17 protein-coding genes and 1 pseudogene are annotated in these 20,586 nt (G+C 64.9%); 8 read left to right on the plus strand and 10 right to left on the minus strand.

The features are described from left to right. Positions 1 to 286: 286 nt before the first annotated feature. The gene (locus MWU77_RS23365; RefSeq protein ID WP_169690674.1) at positions 287 to 1,075 is read left to right on the plus strand and encodes a DUF5602 domain-containing protein; all 789 of its coding nucleotides are present in this window, start codon (positions 287 to 289) and stop codon (positions 1,073 to 1,075) included. Between the two features lie 16 nt (positions 1,076 to 1,091). Here the strand turns inward: MWU77_RS23365 and MWU77_RS23370 are convergent, their stop codons facing one another. The 5 genes from MWU77_RS23370 to MWU77_RS23390 are packed head-to-tail and all read right to left on the minus strand — an operon-like array spanning position 1,092 to position 6,192. Next, positions 1,092 to 1,715, minus strand: coding sequence for a pentapeptide repeat-containing protein (locus tag MWU77_RS23370; protein ID WP_247274897.1), 624 nt, complete (start codon positions 1,713 to 1,715; stop codon positions 1,092 to 1,094). 47 nt (positions 1,716 to 1,762) lie between these two features. Next, a complete protein-coding gene (locus MWU77_RS23375) occupies positions 1,763 to 2,398 on the minus strand; it encodes an acetoacetate decarboxylase family protein (RefSeq protein WP_247274908.1) in 636 nt (211 codons plus the stop codon). Then, on the minus strand, positions 2,382 to 4,097 hold the full coding sequence (locus MWU77_RS23380) for an FAD-dependent oxidoreductase (RefSeq protein ID WP_247274898.1): 1,716 nt from the start codon (positions 4,095 to 4,097) through the stop codon (positions 2,382 to 2,384). Before MWU77_RS23380 ends, MWU77_RS23375 begins: the two co-directional genes overlap by 17 nt. Beyond that, positions 4,094 to 5,617, minus strand: coding sequence for an NAD(P)/FAD-dependent oxidoreductase (locus MWU77_RS23385; RefSeq protein WP_247274899.1), 1,524 nt, complete (start codon positions 5,615 to 5,617; stop codon positions 4,094 to 4,096). Before MWU77_RS23385 ends, MWU77_RS23380 begins: the two co-directional genes overlap by 4 nt. Continuing rightward, a complete protein-coding gene (locus MWU77_RS23390) occupies positions 5,614 to 6,192 on the minus strand; it encodes a TetR/AcrR family transcriptional regulator (RefSeq protein ID WP_169690678.1) in 579 nt (192 codons plus the stop codon). The genes MWU77_RS23385 and MWU77_RS23390 overlap by 4 nt, the downstream gene beginning before the upstream one ends. A gap of 169 nt (positions 6,193 to 6,361) precedes the next feature. On the opposite strand from MWU77_RS23390, the gene MWU77_RS23395 reads away from it, so the two are divergent. Next, on the plus strand, positions 6,362 to 6,841 hold the full coding sequence (locus tag MWU77_RS23395) for a MaoC family dehydratase (protein WP_169690679.1): 480 nt from the start codon (positions 6,362 to 6,364) through the stop codon (positions 6,839 to 6,841). A gap of 78 nt (positions 6,842 to 6,919) precedes the next feature. Here the strand turns inward: MWU77_RS23395 and MWU77_RS23400 are convergent, their stop codons facing one another. From MWU77_RS23400 to MWU77_RS23410, 3 genes are all read right to left on the minus strand, one after another. Beyond that, positions 6,920 to 7,954, minus strand: a complete 1,035-nt coding sequence (locus MWU77_RS23400) for an aspartate-semialdehyde dehydrogenase (RefSeq protein WP_169690680.1) — start codon at positions 7,952 to 7,954, stop codon at positions 6,920 to 6,922. Positions 7,955 to 7,957: 3 nt separating this feature from the next. Further along, positions 7,958 to 9,223, minus strand: a complete 1,266-nt coding sequence (locus tag MWU77_RS23405) for an aspartate kinase (protein ID WP_169690681.1) — start codon at positions 9,221 to 9,223, stop codon at positions 7,958 to 7,960. Between the two features lie 78 nt (positions 9,224 to 9,301). Continuing rightward, the gene (locus tag MWU77_RS23410) at positions 9,302 to 10,558 is read right to left on the minus strand and encodes a DUF4185 domain-containing protein (RefSeq protein WP_247274900.1); all 1,257 of its coding nucleotides are present in this window, start codon (positions 10,556 to 10,558) and stop codon (positions 9,302 to 9,304) included. Between the two features lie 366 nt (positions 10,559 to 10,924). Between MWU77_RS23410 and leuA the strand changes: the two genes are divergently transcribed. The 4 genes from leuA (at position 10,925) to MWU77_RS23430 (ending at position 15,420) form a co-directional block, all read left to right on the plus strand. Continuing rightward, entirely contained in the window at positions 10,925 to 12,736 is a 1,812-nt protein-coding gene (gene leuA, locus MWU77_RS23415; RefSeq protein ID WP_247274901.1) for a 2-isopropylmalate synthase, read from the plus strand. Between the two features lie 234 nt (positions 12,737 to 12,970). Beyond that, positions 12,971 to 13,348 carry an SHOCT domain-containing protein gene (locus MWU77_RS23420; protein WP_247274902.1) on the plus strand — a complete coding sequence of 126 codons (378 nt, stop codon included), beginning with the start codon at positions 12,971 to 12,973 and terminating at the stop codon, positions 13,346 to 13,348. 115 nt (positions 13,349 to 13,463) lie between these two features. Continuing rightward, positions 13,464 to 14,717: a Mur ligase family protein gene (locus MWU77_RS23425; protein ID WP_247274903.1), complete on the plus strand. Its 1,254-nt coding sequence runs from the start codon at positions 13,464 to 13,466 to the stop codon at positions 14,715 to 14,717. After that, positions 14,710 to 15,420 carry a type 1 glutamine amidotransferase gene (locus MWU77_RS23430; protein WP_247274904.1) on the plus strand — a complete coding sequence of 237 codons (711 nt, stop codon included), beginning with the start codon at positions 14,710 to 14,712 and terminating at the stop codon, positions 15,418 to 15,420. The genes MWU77_RS23425 and MWU77_RS23430 overlap by 8 nt, the downstream gene beginning before the upstream one ends. 5 nt (positions 15,421 to 15,425) lie before the next feature. Here MWU77_RS23430 and MWU77_RS23435 read toward each other — a convergent pair whose 3' ends face one another. After that, the gene (locus MWU77_RS23435) at positions 15,426 to 16,241 is read right to left on the minus strand and encodes an alpha/beta fold hydrolase (RefSeq protein ID WP_247274909.1); all 816 of its coding nucleotides are present in this window, start codon (positions 16,239 to 16,241) and stop codon (positions 15,426 to 15,428) included. Positions 16,242 to 16,538: 297 nt separating this feature from the next. Between MWU77_RS23435 and MWU77_RS23440 the strand changes: the two genes are divergently transcribed. Continuing rightward, the gene (locus tag MWU77_RS23440) at positions 16,539 to 17,768 is read left to right on the plus strand and encodes a DDE-type integrase/transposase/recombinase (RefSeq protein WP_169690689.1); all 1,230 of its coding nucleotides are present in this window, start codon (positions 16,539 to 16,541) and stop codon (positions 17,766 to 17,768) included. Positions 17,769 to 17,860: 92 nt separating this feature from the next. On the opposite strand, the gene MWU77_RS23445 is transcribed toward MWU77_RS23440, so the two are convergent. Continuing rightward, positions 17,861 to 18,448, minus strand: coding sequence for a recombinase family protein (locus MWU77_RS23445; RefSeq protein WP_247274905.1), 588 nt, complete (start codon positions 18,446 to 18,448; stop codon positions 17,861 to 17,863). Positions 18,449 to 19,042: 594 nt separating this feature from the next. Here MWU77_RS23445 and MWU77_RS23450 point away from each other — a divergent pair. Then, positions 19,043 to 20,411: pseudogene (locus tag MWU77_RS23450) on the plus strand (ISL3 family transposase). Positions 20,412 to 20,586 lie beyond the last annotated feature (175 nt).

A 20,586-nucleotide genomic window follows, 5' to 3' on the forward strand; every position in this document is an offset into this window, starting at 1 on the left:
ACACGCGTGGGTGTGCGTGCGTTGAGTCGAAGTTCGTATCCAGTTGTCGCTCTACCACTCCGGGCTGCGGAGCGGCGCGTATCCCTGGCGTTCCACAACGTGGGCTCGCGCTGTGCCGCCAGTCACACTTCACCACCTTTTCTTGAATAGGTCAAGAAAACGAGGCACAAAGTCCCGATGCACCGGCGTGCAGAACCGGAACATCACGATTCAACCTACCCGGCACGGGACCGGTCGTCAGGGAAATACCATCCGAATCACCAGCCGCATGCATCACAGGAGAACCATGGCCATTCGATCACGCTCGCCCTTGCTCGTCACTGTGGCATGCGCGCTCCTCGTGGCCACCTCCCCCTCTGCGCACGCAGGCGGGATATCGGGAGTCGTCAGCGCCGACGAGATCTCGGTCGGGGCAGGCAACGCACATACCTATGTCGCGTTCGACGACGACCGTGCTCCGACCTCGGTCGGTGTCCGCCTCGACGCCGCCGCCCTCGATGAGCTTCCGATCGGGATGTTGCCGACCACGCAGGAGTACGTCCTGCCACTACCCGAACAAGCCGCGACCACCATCTTCGATCACGTGACCCTCGACTGGAATTCGCACGGCCACAACCCCGAGCACGGCTTCGACATCCCCCACATCGACGTGCACTTCTACTTGATCGACTCCGCGGCCAGAAGAGCGATCGATCCGCTGACGCCGGGGTACATCGAGGCTTCCACTCGACTTCCCGATCCCCGGTATCTACCGGACGGTTACGCCGCCGGCGACGATCCGCTCCTGGGCACGGTTCCAGGTATGGGGCTGCACTGGCTCGACACCGGCGAACACGATCACCACTTCACCGAAACCGTGCTGCACGGGACGTGGGACGGGCAGGTCGTGTTCATCGAGCCGATGATGACCCGCGAATGGCTCACGTCGAAGCCGGATCTGCACGAGGACCTGCCACAGCCCGCCGCCTACCAGCAGTCGGGCGCGTACCCCACGACCTACTCGGTCACCTGGGACGAGGCCACGCAGGAGTACGTCATCGAACTCGGCGGGCTCACACCGCGGGAACCGTCCTGAGCGAACCGCGCCGGCCTCAGCCCTGCACGACCTGAAGGCCCTGCGCCCCCGCGTACGCGAGCGCCTGCCCGAAATCGATCTTCGCACCCCGCAGGCTCGCCGAGACCCAGAGCATCGCGTCGACTCGTGCACCGGTCAGGTCGGCTCCGTCGAGTCGCAACCCGCCACCGCGCACACCACTGAGGTCTGCGCCGACGAGCAGCGCTTCCCGCAGATCCGCCTCGACCAGGTTCGCCTCCCGTAGTCGGCAACCGCTCAGGTCGGCCTTCCGGAGATCGACACCGCCGAGCGAGGTCAGACTGAAGTCGACCTCGTCGAAGGTCATCGGCCGCATTCGGCAGTCCCGGAAGACCGAGCCGAGAAACGTCGAGTTCCGGAAGGTGCTGCCGCGCAACTGCGTGTACTCGAATGTGCAGTTCCGGAACGCCGAGCCGGAGTGCGTCGACCCGGTGAGATCCGCACCTGTGAAATCGCAGTCGGTGAAGGTGACCGCTTCCGTCCCGAGCCCGGAGAGGTCCGCATCGTGGAATGTGCAGCCCACATATTCCTGACGACGCCACTCCTGCCGCGGCAGGCGAGCATCCGAATAGTCCTCCCCTACGATCTCGTCGATACCGGCTTCGAAGGTGGGGTCACTCATGCCCTCCAGTGTTCACCATGGCCGGTCACGCGGATCGAGGCCTCCTGTCATCGCTCGATACGCGCAGGCCCTGTCGCCATCGAACCCGAAGTGATGACGATTCCGTGATGGGTGCCCGGCCGGAGCCAACGATCCAGCGTCGGCCCCTCGACTTCCACCGTGACCCGCGCATACCGGAAACGGCCACGCAAACGCGCAGACGCGCGACACAGTGCGCCGTCCCCGTCCGGCTGCGCGAACGACAGTCCCCCGACGATCGGAAGCTGCGGCCCGCGCGGTGACGCGGAAGTCCGCACCTTCCAGCCCTCCGAGACAGCGGTGAGGTCTCCGAGAACGTCCCCCGAGAATTCGGCAAGCACCTTCGGCAACTTCCAATGCTCACGGCCACCGTGTACCGACGGTTCGGAATCGACAGCGATGAACGGTACTGCCATCGCGGGGATCGGACCCCGGCGAAGAACCGGGCTGGCCAGAATCTCCCGATAGGGACCGACCGGGGACTCCAGGTAGTTGACCATCATCGCCAGTGTCATCGGCACGATCGGCCCTCCGGGACCGTATTCACGGGCCGCAGGAGTACTGCGGTGCCACCACAGGGTGGCGCGCACGCTCGCCGGCCACGGTGGCGGTGGCGACGCCGGCCAGTCCGTCCGTCCGTCGTCGCTTTCAGGAACGCTCCACAGCACCGGCCGTCTCCTCACGTCGTATCGGAAAAAGAGGTAGGCGCAGCGCGCCGGGTGCCTCTGCTGGCACAGCCGGTCGAATCGGATGCACAGGTTTCACCGGCGCATAGGGCGCCCCGAGCTCGGGCCGGGTATCGTCCTCGCCCTTGTTCGGCCACAACGCCATTGCTCGCTCCGCCTGGGCGGTGATGGTGAGCGAGGGGTTGACGCCGAGATTCGCGGTGACCACGGAGCCGTCGACCACATGAAGGCCTTCGTGCCCGTACGCGCGCAGATAGGGATCGACGACACCCGTCTCGGGCGAGTCACCGATCACGCAACCGCCGAGGAAGTGCGCGGTCATGGGGATGTTCACGAGATCGAGCAGTGATCCACCCGGATCACCACCGATCTCGTCGCCCACCCGCCGGACCGCCTCGTGCCCGACGGGGATCCACTCCGGTGGCGGATTCCCGGGACCCTGCTTGCTGGTGACACCGTGTCCGAGCGGGCTTCGCCTGCTGGCAAGTTCGAGGGAGTTGTCGTCGGTCTGCATCACGAGCGCGATGACGGTGCGTTCGGACCATCGTCGCACCGACAGACTGCGTAGGAACGCTCGCGGATTACGGACCGCCACACCGACGAACTTCGCCAGCCGCGGTACTCTTCCCCCGCCGTCGACGAGGAGCGCCTGCAGAAGTCCGATCGCGTTGCTGCCCTTTCCGTATCGCACCGGCTCGATGTGGGTGTGATCGTCCGGGTGGAAAGATGAGGTGATCGCAACTCCTTCGGTGTAGTCGACATCGCGACTCTGCGCCGTTGCTGCGAGTACCGCCTCGGAATTGGTCCGAACGACACGACCGAGCCTCGGCGACAACCGGGAGAGATCGCCGCCCTCACGCATCGCGAGGAGCAAACGCGCGGTGCCGTAGGTTCCTGCCGCGACCACGACCTGATCAGCGGTGAAAGTCTTGCGACGCTTACGGATACCGTTCGTGCTGCGTGTCTCTATCTCGTAGCCGCCACCCGACCGGGGCGTGACCCGTGTCGCGGTGGTGAGGGGATGGATCCGCGCGCCCGCACGCTCTGCGAGATGGAGATAGTTCTTGACCAGGGTGTTCTTGGCACCTACGCGGCACCCGGTCATGCAGCTGCCGCACTCGGTGCATCCTGTGCGCTCGGGGCCCGCTCCGCCGAAGAACGGGTCGGGGACGGTCTTGCCCGGTTCGTCGAAGAAGACACCGACCGGAGTCGGACCGAAGGTGTCGCCCACGCCCATATCGTCGGCGACCTTCCGCATCACCTCGTCGGCAGGGGTGACGCTCGGGTTCTCACGCACCCCGAGCATCCGCGAGGCCTGCTCGTAATAGGGCGAGAGTTCGGTCTCCCAATCGGTGATGTGCCCCCACTGTGGATCCTGGAAGAACCGTGACGGCGGACGGTAGAGGGTGTTCGCGTAGTTGAGCGAGCCCCCTCCGACTCCGGCTCCGGCCATGACGAGTACGTCCGGTAGGAGGTGAATACGCTGCACGCCATAACATCCGATCGCAGGTGCCCACAGATACTTGCGGAGCCTCCAGCTGGTTTTCGGAAGCTCGTCGTCGGCGAAGCGACGGCCTGCCTCGAGAACTCCGACCCGGTAACCTTTCTCGGTCAGACGCAGAGCGGAGACGCTCCCACCGAATCCGGATCCGATGACGAGGACGTCGTAATGGGTCATGCTCGTACTCCCGAGTTCGTGGCCCGCAGGGCATAGTTCTCTGCATCGAACTCCCTGGTCCGATTACGGTAGTGCCAGGTGAAGGTCGGCCACATCACCGAGTTCCGGCCGGTCTTGTCGAGGTACCAACTACTGCAGCCACCGGTGTTCCAGACCGTGCCTGCCAGCATCGGGTCGAGTTCTTCGGCGTAACGGCGCTGCGCGTCGGCTCTGACCTCCACCGCATCGAGGCAGCGCACGCGCATGACGCGCAGCGCATCGGCGATGTACGCGGCCTGGGATTCGAGCATGTACACGATGGAGCTGTGCCCGAGATTGGTATTCGGGCCGTACATGAGGAACAGGTTCGGAAAGCCGTTGATGCTGATTCCCAGGTGCGCCGAGGGGCTTCCGCTCCACACGTCCGCGAGGCTCCGCCCGTCTTCACCTCGGATATGCTGCGCAACAGGAGGTTCGGAGGGAGTGAAACCTGTCCCGAAGATGATCGTGTCGACGGGGTACTCGTTGCCTGCAGCGTCGACGACTCCGTTTTCGGTCACCGCGGTCAGCGCCGACGAGACGACCTCGACATTACGACGGGTGATTGCCGGAAACCAGTCGTTGGACAGCAGAATTCGCTTGCAGGTGATGGCGAAGTCCGGCGTGAGACGGTTGCGTAGTTCGGGATCAGGTACCTGCTTGCGTAGGACCGAACGGGCGCGCTTCTCGAACAGCGGCAGCGCGTACTTCCGCGCGAGGGGCTTCGTCATCCCGATGACATACATCTCCTTCTGGCCGTACACGGCACCGCGCACGGCCTTCTGGATCAGAGGAAAGCGGCGGTACAGCGATCGAACCGGAGAAGCGATCGCGTGATCACGCTTGGGCATCACCCAGGATGCGGTGCGCTGGAAGAGCGTAAGGCGGTCGACCTCGCCGACGATCTCCGGAACGAACTGGATGGCCGATGCTCCGGTACCGATCACCGCGACCCGTGTGCCGGTCAGGTCATGGTCGTGGTCCCACTCTGCGGAGTGGAACATCTTCCCGCGGAAGAGTTCCAGGCCCTGGACCTTGGGCAGGGTGGGGGTCGAGAGGGCGCCTGTCGCGACGATGAGCACGTCGGCGGTGAGGTCGCCACGCGAGGTCGACACCGCCCATCGCGCTCGCTCTCCGTCCCACTGCGCATCGCGCAGCTCACACCCGAACAGGGTGCGCCGCGTGACGCCCAGTTCGCCCGATACCCGGCGGAGGTACGCGTAGATCTCGGCCCGAGTACCGTGTGCCCGCTTCCACTCGGACTCCGGCGCAAACGAGAAGGAGTACAGAGCACTCGGAACATCGCATGCAGCACCGGGATACGTGTTCGCCCGCCAGGTCCCGCCGACATCGTCGCCGCGTTCGACCACGAGGACATCAGCGGCGGGATCGTCACGCAAGATCGTGGCGGCCATCCCGATACCACCGAACCCCGCGCCGACTATGAGCGTACGGACGTGCCGAGGGAGCGTTTTCCTGCCGGTCGCATCGCCAGATTTCATTTCATCACCAGAGCCTTCCACGCCGGAAGCAGCCGCTTCCGGAACTCACGATCGGTTTCGGGGGTGCGCATCAGAGCCGATACCGCCAGCCCCCGAGCGAGCTCGATACTGAGATCGATCGACTCGGAGCTCATCCGGTCACCCATGATCTCCATCAATCCCAAGCGCAGCGCATCCGACACCTTGCGCTCCAGTGGGACCATCGCGGTGTGCAATGCCGGATCGGTGCGCGCTGCCACCCACAGTTCGAGCGCGGCATCGAACAGCGGCCCGGAGAACGCATCCATCAGCGTTTCCATCCCGACTTCGGGATCCGGCTCGGCTTCGAGGATTTCGACCAGGCGCTTGTCGACCAGATGCTCCACAGCCGCGACGACCAGCGATTCCTTGGTCGGAAAGTGGTGGAGCTGCGCTCCACGCGACACCCCGGCCCGCGTGGCGATGCCGTGAGTACTGGTGCCCGAATACCCCAGTTCGACGAGGGATTCGACCGCCGCGTCGAGCAACTTCCCGCGCGTCGCTGCGGTGCGTTGCGCTTGAGTTCGCGAGCCCGCCGCTACAGTGTCGTGGATCACGATACCGAGCGTAACGGCAAATCAACAAACAGTCCAGACTGTTTTTATCTTCTACCTACGGTGCCGCAGGGTGCCGAGACCCATTCGAGACCCAACCCGGGGCCAAACAGTGGCACACAGAGCAGAATCGCTTACGCGCACAGCAATACCGAGCAGTAAGGGAGTCCCGATGACATCCACTGAAACCACCGGTACACACGTCTCGACCCTCGCCGAACTCGCCGGATACGTCGGCAGACCCCTCGGCCTCAGCTCCTGGATCACCGTCGGACAGGATCGGATCGACACCTTCGCCGACGCCACCGACGACCATCAGTGGATCCACATCGACCCCGACCGCGCGAAGAAGGAAAGCCCGTTCGGCGGACCGATCGCACACGGGTATCTGACACTCTCGCTGATCATCCCGATGTGGTACGAGGTATTGAAGGTGGACAGCGTGACGCTGGCACTCAACTACGGCCTCGACAAAGTTCGATTCACCAACCCGGTACCGGCCGGCGCGCGGGTGCGACTCGACGCAACCCTGAAATCACTCACGGAGCTGCCCGAAGGCGGCGTCCAGATCGTCATCGAGGGCGTGATCGAACTCGAGGACAGCGAACGCCCCGCAGTTGTCGTCGAGGCGATCTATCGCATGTTCGAGTGACAGCACCCCCGGAACGAGGAACGGCACCCTCGATCGTGACGATCGAAGGTGCCGTTCGCTCGAAATACGCGCAGCAGTCTACCGAGCCAGAAGCTCCGCAATCTGAATGGTGTTGAGCGCAGCACCCTTCCGCAAGTTGTCGCCCGACACGAACAGCGCAAGCCCACGTCCCTCGGGGGCTCCCGGATCCTGGCGGATACGACCGACCAGCGACACGTCGTCACCGGCAGCGGCGAGTGGCGTCGGCACATCGACCAGCTTGACCCCCGGAGCAGACGCGAGGACCTCCTGCGCGCGAGCGGGCGAAACGGGACGCTCGAACTCCGCGTTGATCGAAAGCGAGTGACCGGTGACGACCGGGACGCGCACACATGTCCCCGAAACGAGCAGGTCGGGAAGACCGAGGATCTTGCGCGACTCGTTGCGCAGCTTCTGGTCCTCGTCGGTCTCACCGGATCCGTCGTCGACGATCGCCCCGGCCATCGGGAGAACGTTGAACGCGATCGGCGCGACGTACTTGTCGGGCGCCGGGAATTCCACGGCACTGCCGTCGTGCACGAGCTTCTCCGCGTCTCCGATGACGGCGCGCGCCTGGCCGAGGAGTTCTTCGACGCCTGCGATACCACTACCCGACACCGCCTGGTAGCTCGAGATGACCAGTCGCTGCAGACCCGCCTCGTCGTGCAGGGCCTTGAGAACCGGCATCGCAGCCATCGTCGTGCAGTTCGGGTTTGCGATGATGCCCTTCGGCGGGTTCTTCGCCTCCTCCGGGTTCACCTCGCTCACCACGAGCGGAACCTCTGGATCCTTGCGCCACGCCGACGAGTTGTCGACGACGGTCGCGCCGGCTGCCGCGAACCGCGGAGCCTGCTCACGCGACAGGGTCGCGCCGGCAGAGAACAGGGCGATATCGATGCCCTTCAAGTCCTCGTCGGAAGTCGCGGCCGCGTCCTCGACGACGATCTCCTCCCCGCGGAACGGGAGCTTCTTGCCAGCAGAACGCGCCGACGCGAAGAACCGCACCTTGTCGGCCGGGAAGTTGCGCTCCTCGAGAAGGGTGCGCATGACGATGCCGACCTGCCCGGTCGCACCGACTACAGCGATGGTTGTCATGGCTTACCGTCCCGTCCCTGCGTGCACGACGGCTTCTTCCTCGCCGCCGAGTTCGAACGCGGCGTGGAGTACACGCACCGCGTCGTCGAGTTCGTTGTCATCGACCAGCACCGAAATGCGGATCTCGGAGGTCGAGATGAGGTCGATGTTGATGCCGGCATCCGCCAATGCCTCGCAGAACTTGGCGGTCACGCCGGGGTGGCTCTTCATACCCGCACCGACGAGCGACACCTTGCCGATGTGGTCGTCGAACAGCACCTGGGTGAAGCCGATCTCGTCCTGACGCTTGCTGAGCAGCTCGACGGCGCGCGGACCGTCGGAGGTCGGCAGCGTGAAGGTGATATCGGTCTTGCCGGTCTCCACCTTCGAGATGTTCTGCAGCACCATGTCGATGTTGATCTCGGCGTCGGCGACAGCGCGGAACACCTTCGCGGCGTAGCCGGGCGTGTCGGGCAGTCCGACAACGGTGATCTTCGACTCGCTGCGGTCGTGTGCAACGCCGGTGATCAGGGCTTCTTCCACGGGGATGTCCTCCATCGATCCGGTCACGAGGGTGCCGGGCTTGGTGGTGTACGACGAACGAACGTGCACGGGCACGTTGTAGCGGCGGGCGTACTCGACGCAGCGCAGCATCAAGACCTTGGCCCCACATGCTGCGAGTTCGAGCATCTCTTCGAAGGAGACCTTGTCGAGCCGCTGCGCATCCTTGACGATGCGCGGGTCGGCGCTGAACACGCCGTCGACGTCCGTGTAGATCTCGCAGACGTCCGCGTTCAGCGCGGCGGCAAGAGCGACAGCGGTGGTATCCGATCCGCCACGACCGAGCGTCGTGATGTCTTTGTTGTCCTGACTGACGCCCTGGAATCCGGCGACGAGCACGATGCTGCCCTCGTCGAGCGCAGTCCGCACGCGACCGGGCGTCACGTCGATGATCTTCGCCTTACCGTGGCTGCCGGTGGTGATGACACCTGCCTGCGAGCCGGTGAAGGACCTGGCTTCGGCGCCGAAGGAGTGAATTGCCATCGCGACGAGGGCGTTGGAGATGCGCTCACCGGAGGTGAGAAGCATGTCCATCTCACGTGCGGGCGGGGCCGGGCAGACCTGTTGGGCGAGGTCGAGGAGTTCATCGGTCGTGTCGCCCATTGCCGACACGACCACAACGACGTCGTTGCCCGCCTTCTTGGTCTCGACGATCCTTTCAGCGACGCGCCGGATCCGTTCGGCCGTCGAGACCGACGATCCTCCGTACTTCTGGACGACGAGTGCCACGCTGGCGAACCTCCGGGGTCTTGGGTACAAGTCCAGGAAGCAAGCTTACCGATGCCGACGGCCTGCGCAGCCCTCGCCCTATCCGGATACGGTCGTGTGCAAAAGCATGACGTTGTAATCGCTCCAGCGTGAGACCGTGAAATAAAGGTCGTCACCGGTCGACCACGGATGGATGAACGGCGCATACAGACCCCCGGCCCGATCCCGCGTCACGAGCGGGCGAGGCTCGCTCCACGGCCCCTCGGGCGATGCGCTGGTCCGCAGTTCGATCGCGCCGTCGGCATCGTCGCCGTAGAGCATGACGAATCGGTCGCCGGTGAAATGAACCGACAGCTCGCCCACCGCGCCCGGAACGATCGGCACAGCACGATCGACATCACCCGGTATCCATCCGTCCGCGGTCCAGTACTCGTACGCGGCGAGGTCGAGGAGCCGGTGCTCGGGCACGCGCGAGAGGAACGCAGCGCCGAACCTGCCCTGCGGCGTCCCGTAGTCGTAGATATAGCCGCCGTACCGTACATACGCGTGCTGTTGGAAGTTGGCGTTGCCCACCGACAACTGTTGGACGCCCGGAATGTCGAGGGGCACGTTCAGTCGCGCGGTGGCCGGGTCGACGTGCCAGGTCTCGCCGTTGTCGACGGAGGTGCCGATCATGGAGGCGTTGGTCCACCATTCGCCGTGATCGCCCCAGGCGCGCACCGACATGAAGTTGATGTACTGCACGCCGTCCACGGCGATCCCAGCGGTGGGGATCACCGTCTTCTCGATCCCTTCGATTCCGAGCGCCCCCACCAGCTCACGGGAGAAATCAGGAGCATGCGCATCCACGGGCGAACCGGCGTGAATATCGCCGGGAACCGGGTCGGGAACGTCGATGCCGTCGGCCAGGCTCGCGTCTGCGCTGCGCATGAGGATGTTGTGCCGCCACTGTTCACCGGGGGCGGCACAGTCTCCGAAGGTGTCGCCGAACGCCATGAGAATCCTGCGGTCCGGTCCGGCTGCGCCGTTGTCCCACATGATCGCCAGGTCGGTACCCGAAACGGAGAATCGCGTGTCGGTCCGGTTGTCGCTACGCGGTCCGGTGACCCATGCGACGGCCCGCGTCGGCCCTGGCCCCAGGTCCGGTAACAGGTCTTTCGGCGTTCCGGGCAAGAGATCGGCACTACCACCGCTACCGAAACCCCCACTACCGAAACCTCCGCTACCGAGCCCGCTCCCACCGGGGCTGTCGTGGCCGCATGGTTCGGCACCCGCTTGCGCGGCAAGCGGCACCGTCCACCCCAGTGCGAGGACAAGGGCGCAGCCCACGACGGCCGCCCTCCTCGAAGACCGCATGAAACGCACCCCTTGCCCCTCGCCTGATACCAATGTGACTGGTGATACTAGAGTTATCTACGAGCACAATAAGGCGTCGTGGTGCGAACATGCGGGAAGCGCTGATTTCGATCGGGTCACGAACACATCCCCGTTAACCGCTCATCTCCGGCGATGGCGATCTCGACGAGGCGTCGCCGCACCGCCTACGGACAACCCCGCGGGCGAAGAGCGGTCTTGCGCGTTACACTGCTTGACATGCAGCGTGCGCTTCTTCTCGGCCGCCGCGGCGGGATTTGACCAGACCGGCCTCCCGTCGCGGGGTTTCGTCGCGCCGGTCGATATCCTGATCTGGACTCACAAGTCCCCTTTTTCTTGGAGTACGTCATGTCACCCGCCGACGCTTTCACTTCCGGTTCGCGCAACATCACACCGCCGAGCAAGCCTGCTCCCGCCGACCAGGCATCGTGGAACAAGCAGAAGAACTCGTCCATGCCCACCTATCGGTACCGGCCCTTCGCCGACGAGGTGGAGCCCGTCTCGCTGCCCGACCGCACGTGGCCCGACAAGATCATCGACCGCGCTCCGGGTTGGTGCGCCGTCGATCTGCGCGACGGTAACCAGGCGCTGATCGACCCGATGAGCCCGGCACGCAAGCGCCGCATGTTCGATCTGCTGGTCCGCATGGGCTACAAGGAGATCGAGGTCGGATTTCCGTCGGCGAGCCAGACCGATTTCGATTTCGTCCGGGAGATCATCGAGGACAACGCAATCCCCGATGACGTCACCATCCAGGTGCTGACGCAGTCGCGGCCCGAGCTGATCACCCGCACCTTCGAGGCCTGCATAGGCGCGCAGAACGTGATCGTGCATTTCTACAATTCGACGTCCATCCTGCAGCGCCGCGTCGTGTTCAGGGCCGACAAGGACACCGTCAAGAAGATCGCCACCGATGCCGCGGAGCTGGTGATCGAGACGGCGAAGAACTACCCGGATACGAACTGGCGGTGGGAGTACTCCCCCGAGTCCTACACCGGCACCGAACTGTCATACGCCAAGGAGGTCTGCGACGCGGTCGTGGACACTCTCGGCGGCACCCCCGAGAACCCGGTCATCATCAACCTGCCGGCCACCGTCGAGATGGCGACGCCGAACATCTATGCCGACTCGATCGAGTGGATGCACCGGAATCTGGCCAAGCGCGACTCGATCATCCTGTCGCTGCACCCGCACAACGACCGGGGCACCGGAGTTGCCGCGGCCGAGCTGGGTTACCAGGCCGGCGCCGACCGCATCGAGGGTTGCCTGTTCGGAAACGGCGAGCGCACCGGCAACGTGTGCCTGGTGACGCTGGGCCTGAACATGTTCAGCCGCGGCGTCGACCCGCAGATCGACTTCTCCGACATCGACGAGATCCGGCGCACCGTCGAGTACTGCAACCAGTTGCCCGTCCCCGAGCGTCACCCCTACGGCGGCGACCTGGTCTACACCGCGTTCTCCGGCAGCCATCAGGACGCCATCAACAAGGGCATGGACGTCATGAAGGCCGACGCGGATGCCGCGGGCGCCGACGTCGATGACATCATCTGGGCGGTTCCCTACCTGCCGATCGACCCGAAGGACGTCGGTCGAAGCTACGAGGCCGTGATCCGCGTGAACTCGCAGTCCGGCAAGGGCGGCGTCGCGTACATCATGAAGCACGACCACGGGCTGAACATGCCGCGCCGGCTCCAGGTCGAGTTCTCGCAGGCCGTGCAGAAGGTCACTGACGGCGAAGGAGGCGAGGTCAGCCCGAAGGAGATGTGGGACATCTTCAACGAGGAGTACCTGGCACCCATCACGCCGCTCGAGCGCATCAAGCAGAAGGTCACCGCAGCCGAGACCGACGACGGTGAGGACACCGTGGTCGCTCTGCTGAAGGTCGACGGCGTCGAGAAGGAGATCACCGGTTCCGGCAACGGACCGCTGGCTGCATTCGTCGACGGCCTGGAATCCCTCGGCTATCAGGTGGCGGTGCGTGGCTACGCCGAGCATGCGATGTCGGCCGGTGACGACGCCAATGCCGCGGCATTCGTCGAAGCGGACGTGACGCGTCCCGACGGCACTACCGCTCTGGTGTGGGGTGCGGGTATCGCACCGTCGATCACCGTAGCGTCGCTGCGCGCAGTCGTCTCGGCAGTGAACCGCGCTCACCGCTGACGAAACGATCAGCTCCCCCGAACGCGTCGGGGCCCCGACGGGGCCCCGACGCGTTCGTCGTCCGGCAACGGAGAATTCAGAGTTCGCATTCCCCTGCAACAGGACAATCCCGGCTGTAATCTGCGGATGGCATCTCGACTCGATCGCGTTCTGCATTCCGGAAAAGCGCGATACTCCGTCGAAATCCGAACTGGGTTCGTGCACATGATGGTCCATACGTAGACGGAGAATTGCATGGAATTCTGGGACATCATCTGGTACATAATCGTATGCTTCGCCTTCATCGCTTACCTGATCATGCTGTGGATGATCATCAGCGACCTGTTCCGGAATCGGGAACAGTCCGGCTGGGTCAAGGCGATCTGGATCGTCTTCCTGTTCATCATCCCGTGGCTCACCGCCCTGGTGTACCTGATCGTGCACGGCGACGGAATGGCGAAGCGGTCCGCTCGCGAGGCGGCCGAATTCAAGTCGGCACAGGACGACTACATCCGGGACGTCGCAGGAAAGAAGTCTCCTGCGGAGCACATCGCGGATGCGAAGGCACTGCTCGATTCAGGCACGATCACCGAGGACGAGTTCCAAGCCCTCAAAGCGAAAGCTCTGGCCTGATCCACCCCGATCGGCGCGATCGCCCGCGTCGCGCGAACAAGAATCGGCAAGCGCGCCTCATCGCGCCGATCGGGCAGGGTACGAGTCCGTAACACGGCTGTGGAAAACTCGGCGCGTGGCTACAACGACGGGGATCTCGGCTCGCGGGCGCATCGCGTTGCGCGCGGCCGAAGCAGCTGCGTGGGCATCACGCAAAGCCGGACGCGGCAACGGGTCCATGATCGGCGGGCTCATCGCCCTCAAAATCGATCCGGGGCTGATGACGCAGCTCGGTCGCGGGCGCCGCACCGTGCTGGTGACCGGCACCAACGGAAAGTCCACGACCACGCGGATGACCGCGGCCGCGCTCGAAACCATCGACGCCGTCGTGACCCAACCCGATGGTGCGAACATGGACGCGGGCATCGTGTCGGCTCTCGCCGCGAACCGCACCGCGCGACTCGCCGCTATCGAGGTCGACGAACTCCACACGCCGCATGTCGCCGATTCGCTGGAGCCCGAAGCGATCGTGCTGCTCAACCTCACCCGTGATCAGCTCGACCGCGTCGGCGAGATCAACATGATCGAGCGCAGACTTCGCGCGGGACTGCAGGGGCACACCGACGCAACGATCATCGCGAACTGCGACGACGTGCTGGTGACCTCCGCTGCCTTCGACAATCCGAACGTCGTGTGGGTCGCCGCCGGAGCCGGGTGGGCCGGCGACTCGGTGAGCTGCCCCCGCACCGGCGAACCCATCGTGCGCGACGGCGACCACTGGTACAGCACTGGATCGGACTTCGCCCGTCCGACGCCCGACTGGTGGGTCGACGAAGACAATCTCCACGGGCCCGACGGGCTCGTCCTGCCTTTGAAACTGACCCTGCCCGGGCGTGCGAACCGCGGCAACGCGGCGCAGGCCGTCGCCGCCGCCGTCGCACTCGGTGCAGATCCCGCGAAGGCTGCGGCAGCGACATCCGTGGTCGAAGAAGTCGCGGGACGATACAAGACCGTGCAGGTCGGGCCACATTCGGTCCACATGCTCCTGGCGAAGAACCCTGCCGGCTGGCAGGAAGCACTGTCGATGATCGATCCGACCGTCGACGGCCTGGTGATCGCGGTCAATGGTCAGGTGCCGGACGGCGAGGACCTGTCGTGGCTGTGGGATGTACGTTTCGAACACTTCGAGAATGTGCAGGTGGTCGCCGCAGGTGAGCGCGGCACCGACCTCGCCGTGCGGCTGACATACGCAGGAGTCGAGCACACACTCGTCGCGGATCCGCTGCGCGCCATCGCCTCGTGCCCTCCCGGACGCGTCGAGGTTCTCGCCAACTACACGGCGTTCCGGGATCTGAACACCGCGATTGCCAAGGGGGCTACGAATGTCTGAGTCGACAGTGCGGATCGGCCTCGTCCTGCCCGATGTCATGGGCACCTACGGCGACGGAGGCAACGCACTGGTGTTGCGTCAGCGCCTCCGCATGCGCGGCCACAACGCCGAGATCATCGAGATCGGTCTGAACGATCCCGTCCCCGATTCACTCGACCTCTACACACTCGGCGGCGCCGAAGACGCGGCACAGCGCCTCGCGACACGCCACCTTCTGCGCTACCCAGGTCTGCAGAAGGCGGCGGAACGCGGCGCACCCGTCCTGGCGATCTGCGCGGCGATCCAGGTGCTCGGGCACTGGTACGAGACTTCGGCCGGCGAGCGCGTCGACGGTGTGGGTCTGCTCGACGCGACGACGTCACCGCGTAAGACCCGGGCGATCGGAGAGATCGTCCTCACCCCGAGCATTCCGGGCCTGACCGCGCCGGTCTCCGGTTTCGAAAACCACAGGGGCGGAACGACACTAGGACCCGATACGAAACCCCTCGGCAAGGTGACCCGAGGTGTGGGCAACGGCGTCGGCGACGGAAACGAAGGCGCGGTGCAGGGTTCGGTCTACGGAACATATCTGCACGGCCCTGTGCTCGCACGCAACCCCGAGTTCGCCGACCACCTGCTCGCCCGCGCGCTGAACGTCGAGTCCCTGCCTCCGCTCGACCTGCCGGAGATCGAGCAACTCCGCCGGGAGCGACTGCGCGCGTAGAGGTCTCAGTTCTGCGCGACGTGCCCGAGAATCAGGCCGGCCAGTTCGTCCGGCACCTCATCGGGGATCCAGTGACTGACCCCGGCGAGCGTTTTGAGGCGATAAGGCGCCGCGACATAGCGGGGGTTGGCGTCGACCGCGGCGCGCCCGATCGCAACGTCGGCGTCGCTCCACACCATCAGTGTGGGCACCTCGACACGGCCGAGACTCGAGCGTGGATCGTTCAGCGGTAGCGAGCGGTACCAATTCAGCCCGCCCCGGACCGCAAGGCGATCACCCATGCGCTCCACGTCGCGCGCGGCGGCAGCCGGCGTCTGCCCCGTCCTTCGCAGGACGGCGTTGCTCACCGCGGGGACGGTCAACAACCTTTCCGGAATCCACGGCAACTGGAAAGCCAACATGTACCAGGACTTGAACAGTTGCGTGCTGGTGATCATCGACCGCAGGAAAGCGGCGGGGTGCGGTACCGACACCGCGGTCAGCGTGCGCACCACATCCGGATGCCGCGCGGCCGACGCCCATGCGACGGCTGCACCCCAGTCATGGCCCACGAGGTGGACGGGACCTCCCCCCGCCTTCGCGATGAGGGCCTCCACATCGGCGACGAGATGGAAGAGGCGATAGTCGCGCCGACGCAGCGGTCGCGCAGACGGGGAATAGCCGCGCTGATCGGGCGCGATCGTGCGATATCCGGCCTCGTTCAGCTTCGCCGCAACGCCGTCCCACGACCGCGAATCCTGCGGGAAGCCGTGCAGCAGGACGACCGGTTCGCCGTCGATCGGGCCTTGATCACGCACGTCGAATGTCAGGCCGTCGCGCATGACAGCGTCGATTCGCTCCCCCACCGAACTCCTCCCCGACCACCCCTGAACAGGGGTTCGGCCCGTCGATACGCTTTCGCGTTCTCCGGGCCGGATCTCTGCTTCACGAGCCTCTGTCGTCCTCGGACGTCTGCTCGATTCGCACTACCGATGTTATCTACATCACACCACCTGCGTCAAGAGGGCGCGTTGACTCATCCAAAGTGCCCGCGTAGCCCCCTACGTTGACTCATCCAACAATGCCCGCCTGCGGCGTGTCACCCGAGGACGTGTCCGGGGTTGCGCTATCGCCGGAGGATGGGATTGACGATGGTCGAACGCAAAGCCGTGACCAAGACGATCGCGACCCGCTACACCCGGGCCGACAAGGCCGGCAAAGCGCGGATCCTGGACGAATTGTGCGCCACCACGGGTTGGCACCGAGATCATGCCCGCAAAGCGCTGCGCGTCGCGCTGCGACCGCAGGTGGTGCGCCCCCGGACTCCGCGGTCACCGAAGTACGGACCGAACGTCATAGCGGCACTGATCTTCTGCTGGGCGGTGTTGGGGATGCCCGCCGGTAAACGGCTCGCCCCGGTCCTGGGTGAGCTGGTGCCACGGCTGCGTCGGTTCGGTGAGTTGGACATCGATGACGCCACCGCCGCGCTGCTGGTATCGATGTCGGCCGCGACCATCGATCGGCGTCTGGCCCCGGAACGGAAGAAACTCGAGTTGCGGGGTCGCAGTCACACCAAGCCGGGGTCGTTGCTCAAGTCGCAGATCCCGATCCGTACCTGGGCGCAGTGGGACGATGCGGTCCCGGGGTTCGTCGAGATCGACCTGGTCGGGCACGAGGGCGGCAACGCGGTCGGAGATCATGCCTACACACTGACGGTGACCGATATCGCCACCGGGTGGACCGAGAACCGCAGCGTGCGCAACAAGGCCCGCAGGTGGGTGATCGCCGCGCTGGACGAGATCGCGCAGGTCATGCCGTTCCCGGTCCTGGGAATCGACTCGGACAACGGGTCGGAGTTCATCAACTACCACCTGCTGACATGGTGCCAGCAGCGCAAGGTCACCTTCACTCGGTCGCGTCCGGGCACTTCCAACGATGGTGCGCATGTCGAGCAGAAGAACTGGGCAATCGTGCGCACGATCGTGGGTTATCACCGTTATGACACCGAAGCGGAGTTGTTGTTGCTCAACAGGATTTGGGTGTTGCAGTCGCGGTTGGCCAACTTCTTCTGTCCGCAGCAGCAACTGATCTCGAAGGTGCGCGACGGTGCGAAGGTGACCAAGAGGTACGACACCGCGACCACTCCGCACCGGCGTGCCGAGCGCCACGCGTGCGTCGGCGTCGAGGACAAGGCAATCCTGGTCGATAACTACGATCGGCTGAATCCTGCCGCACTCCAGCGGGGGATTCAGGCGCTGACCACCGAGTTGTTGGCAGTGACGATGAGCAAGAAGGGTCCGGCTCGGAAGGCCCTCGTCACGCGGGCATCCTCAGATGAGTCTACGAATCGGGTTTGCCGGGCATCTTGACATGAGGCAACAGGGCAGACACGCCACCCCCTCGTCGGAACGGGCTGCATCCGCGCGCAGTCCCGGCTGCCCGTTTCGGGTACCGCGCACGCCTACCCACCCCGAGCATCTCGTTCGGTGCGCGCGAGGGCGATGTTGTTGTAGAGCGCCGATCTCTTCAAACCCGTTTTCCTGCACAGTGTTTCGATTTTGAACTGTCGGGTCTCGTACATTTGGAGCAGGTAAGCCCGTTCCTCCGGGGTGAGCTTGTGCGTCCGGCCTTTCATCTTGCCCGCTGCGGTGGCGGCAGCAATGGCATCCCTGGTCCGACTACGGATCAGGTCCGACTCGAATTCGGCCATCAGCCCAAGTATGCCGATGAACATCTTTCCCATCGGATCAGTCGGGTCGTAGACCTTGCCGTCGATCGACAAGGCCACTCCGCGGGCGGCGAGACGTTCGACGGTCTCGTGGAGGTCGCGTGCGGATCGGGAGAGCCGGTCGAGTTTGGTGACGCAGAACTCGTCGCCTTCGCGGCTGGCGTTGATCGCGTTCTCGAGTCCGGGCCGCTTCGCCTGGCGGCCACTGACGCCGTGGTCGATGTAGACCCGGTCGCGGTCGACGCCGACCTTCTCGAGCAGTCCGATCTGGACGGAGGTGTCCTGCCGGACGGTGCTGCACCGCGCGTACCCGATTTTCATACCCCTCCACCCTGCTGGACCCGATTCGTCCACTTGAGACTACGGGAAATTGGACAATATCAGTGGACACTCCTAGTGGACGGTCGAGCCGGAAAAACGGCAGGGTCAATCGCACTCAGAGGCCCGTTCGCCGCCGTCCGGCATGACGATGGTCAAAATGCACACCCGAACGCGCAGGAAGCCTCTCAGACGGTTTTCGGAAACTCACCTGGGATCGCGCGACTCGAGACGATCGGACCGGACCGTTGCTTCCGGGCTGTGGCCCCGCTGAGTAGCGAGGCGCGAAGTACACACCACTTCCGACCTCAAAAGATCAGAAGACCTCAGCACAACACCCCGTTGGGCCAGGTCGTCACGCACACAGAGTCGGGTCGGCTGCTGCGGGAGCTGAAGCTCGGGCCCCGGACGAACTGGTACTCGCACTAGCCTCGTCTCGCCCTCAACCCCCGCCACCTCCCGGCCACCGGCCACTCCCGCTCGGTTCCACAGACTAGAGGCGTGCACTCAGCCATATCCGGCTCTTCGCAGTTGGTAGGGGCGGGTGTCGACCGACCCCGCTGCCGTGTCGGTGATTGAAAAAGGGCCAGCGCCCTTGTGAGCTGGGTGTTCTCAGGCATCCAGGACAGCAAGGAACGCGGGCATGCACCACGGTAGTTCATTGCTGCTCGATCTCGACGGCGTCGTCGTCGAATCGGTGCAGCGCACGGTCGACGGTACCCGGATCGTGCAGATCGCGACGGCACCGCAGTGGGTCGGGGTCTGCCCGGAGTGCGGACAGAAGTCCACGCATTCGAAAGGGTTGGGTCACCACCAGACCACGGGACGTCCAGGTGGGGCCGGACCGTCCGCTACTTGTATGGAAGAAGCGGAAATGGATGTGCACCAACATCACCTGCGGGAGGAAGGTGTTCACCGAGTCGACGCCGGGGGTGCCGCCCCGGGCACGGGTCACCCCACGAGCGAAGATTCTGCTGGCCGACGCGGTCCTCGACGGGGACCGGTCGGTGTCCGCGGTCGCCGGCGACTACGGGTGCGCCTGGCACACCGTCCACGACCACCTCGTCGTGGTCGCCGACGCCGCCCTGGGCGACGAACCCGAACCGGTGGCCGTCCTCGGGATCGACGAGACCCGACGTGGGAAGGCGAAATGGAAACTTGCCCCGAGATCGGGGAACGGAGATGGGTGGACCGGTGGGACACCGGACTGGTCGATCTGACCGGCGATCAAGGGTTGCTGGCGCAGGTCAACGGCCGCACCTCCGCGGTGGTGATCGACTGGTTCGACGCCCGCGACGAGACGTGGAAGGCGCAGATCACCCATGTCGCGATCGATATGTCGTCCGTGTATGCGAAGGCGGTGCGCGAGGCGTTGCCGCACGCACAGCTGGTGGTGGACCGGTTCCACCTGGTCAAGAAGGCCAACGAGATGGTCGATACCGTCCGACGCCGGGGCACCCAAGCCGAGCGGGGTCGGCGCGGCCGCAAGAGCGATGTCGAATGGATCAATCGCCGCCGGCTGCTGCGGGCCGCGGAGCGCCTGACCGACGAGCAACGATCGACACTGTTCGAGAAGCTGACCTCCGCCGACCCGCACGGGGACATCGCCGCCGCGTGGATCGCGAAGGAAATGCTGCGGGATGTGTTGCGCTGCACCGACCGTGGTGGTCTGCGATACGAGATCCGAGATGCGCTGCACCGGTTCTACACGTTCTGCGCGGCGTACCGGGTCCCGGAGATCGGCAAGCTGGCGGCGACCATCTCGGCGTGGCAGGAACCGATGATCCTCGCGATCACCTCCGGCCTGTCCAACGCGCGCAGCGAAGGCTACAACCGCATCGTCAAGCACGTCGGCCGCATCGCGTTCGGATTCCGCACCCCGGAGAACCAACGCCGCCGGGTACGGTGGGCCTGCACTCGACGGTCACGTCGGGTCGCACCCAGCCGGCATCAATGCCACTGCTAACTGCGAAGAGCCCCATATCCGCCCGATTTTTCCCGAGTACTACGACCAGGGCCCCGGAATTGTCGGTTTCATGAGGTCAAGGCCAGCGCGAGCGCCTGATCGGGATGGCGGGCATGGTGCCGCAACCCGGCAGCGATGTTGTCCCATCCAGCCAGGCGCAAAAGACCGACCGCAA

This window comes from Rhodococcus sp. F64268, from assembly GCF_023015605.1.
Lineage (GTDB): Bacteria > Actinomycetota > Actinomycetes > Mycobacteriales > Mycobacteriaceae > Rhodococcus.

Excerpts from the sequence above, each read along its gene's own strand:
- MWU77_RS23365 (WP_169690674.1), top strand. The coding sequence starts at position 287 with ATGGCCATTCGATCACGCTCGCCCTTGCTCGTCACTGTGGCATGCGCG.
- MWU77_RS23370 (WP_247274897.1), bottom strand. The coding sequence starts at position 1,715 with ATGAGTGACCCCACCTTCGAAGCCGGTATCGACGAGATCGTAGGGGAG.
- MWU77_RS23380 (WP_247274898.1), bottom strand. The coding sequence starts at position 4,097 with ATGACCCATTACGACGTCCTCGTCATCGGATCCGGATTCGGTGGGAGC.
- MWU77_RS23385 (WP_247274899.1), bottom strand. The coding sequence starts at position 5,617 with ATGAAATCTGGCGATGCGACCGGCAGGAAAACGCTCCCTCGGCACGTC.
- MWU77_RS23395 (WP_169690679.1), top strand. The coding sequence starts at position 6,362 with ATGACATCCACTGAAACCACCGGTACACACGTCTCGACCCTCGCCGAA.
- MWU77_RS23400 (WP_169690680.1), bottom strand. The coding sequence starts at position 7,954 with ATGACAACCATCGCTGTAGTCGGTGCGACCGGGCAGGTCGGCATCGTC.
- MWU77_RS23410 (WP_247274900.1), bottom strand. The coding sequence starts at position 10,558 with ATGCGGTCTTCGAGGAGGGCGGCCGTCGTGGGCTGCGCCCTTGTCCTC.
- leuA (WP_247274901.1), top strand. The coding sequence starts at position 10,925 with ATGTCACCCGCCGACGCTTTCACTTCCGGTTCGCGCAACATCACACCG.
- MWU77_RS23420 (WP_247274902.1), top strand. The coding sequence starts at position 12,971 with ATGGAATTCTGGGACATCATCTGGTACATAATCGTATGCTTCGCCTTC.
- MWU77_RS23430 (WP_247274904.1), top strand. The coding sequence starts at position 14,710 with ATGTCTGAGTCGACAGTGCGGATCGGCCTCGTCCTGCCCGATGTCATG.
- MWU77_RS23435 (WP_247274909.1), bottom strand. The coding sequence starts at position 16,241 with ATGCGCGACGGCCTGACATTCGACGTGCGTGATCAAGGCCCGATCGAC.
- MWU77_RS23440 (WP_169690689.1), top strand. The coding sequence starts at position 16,539 with ATGGGATTGACGATGGTCGAACGCAAAGCCGTGACCAAGACGATCGCG.
- MWU77_RS23445 (WP_247274905.1), bottom strand. The coding sequence starts at position 18,448 with ATGAAAATCGGGTACGCGCGGTGCAGCACCGTCCGGCAGGACACCTCC.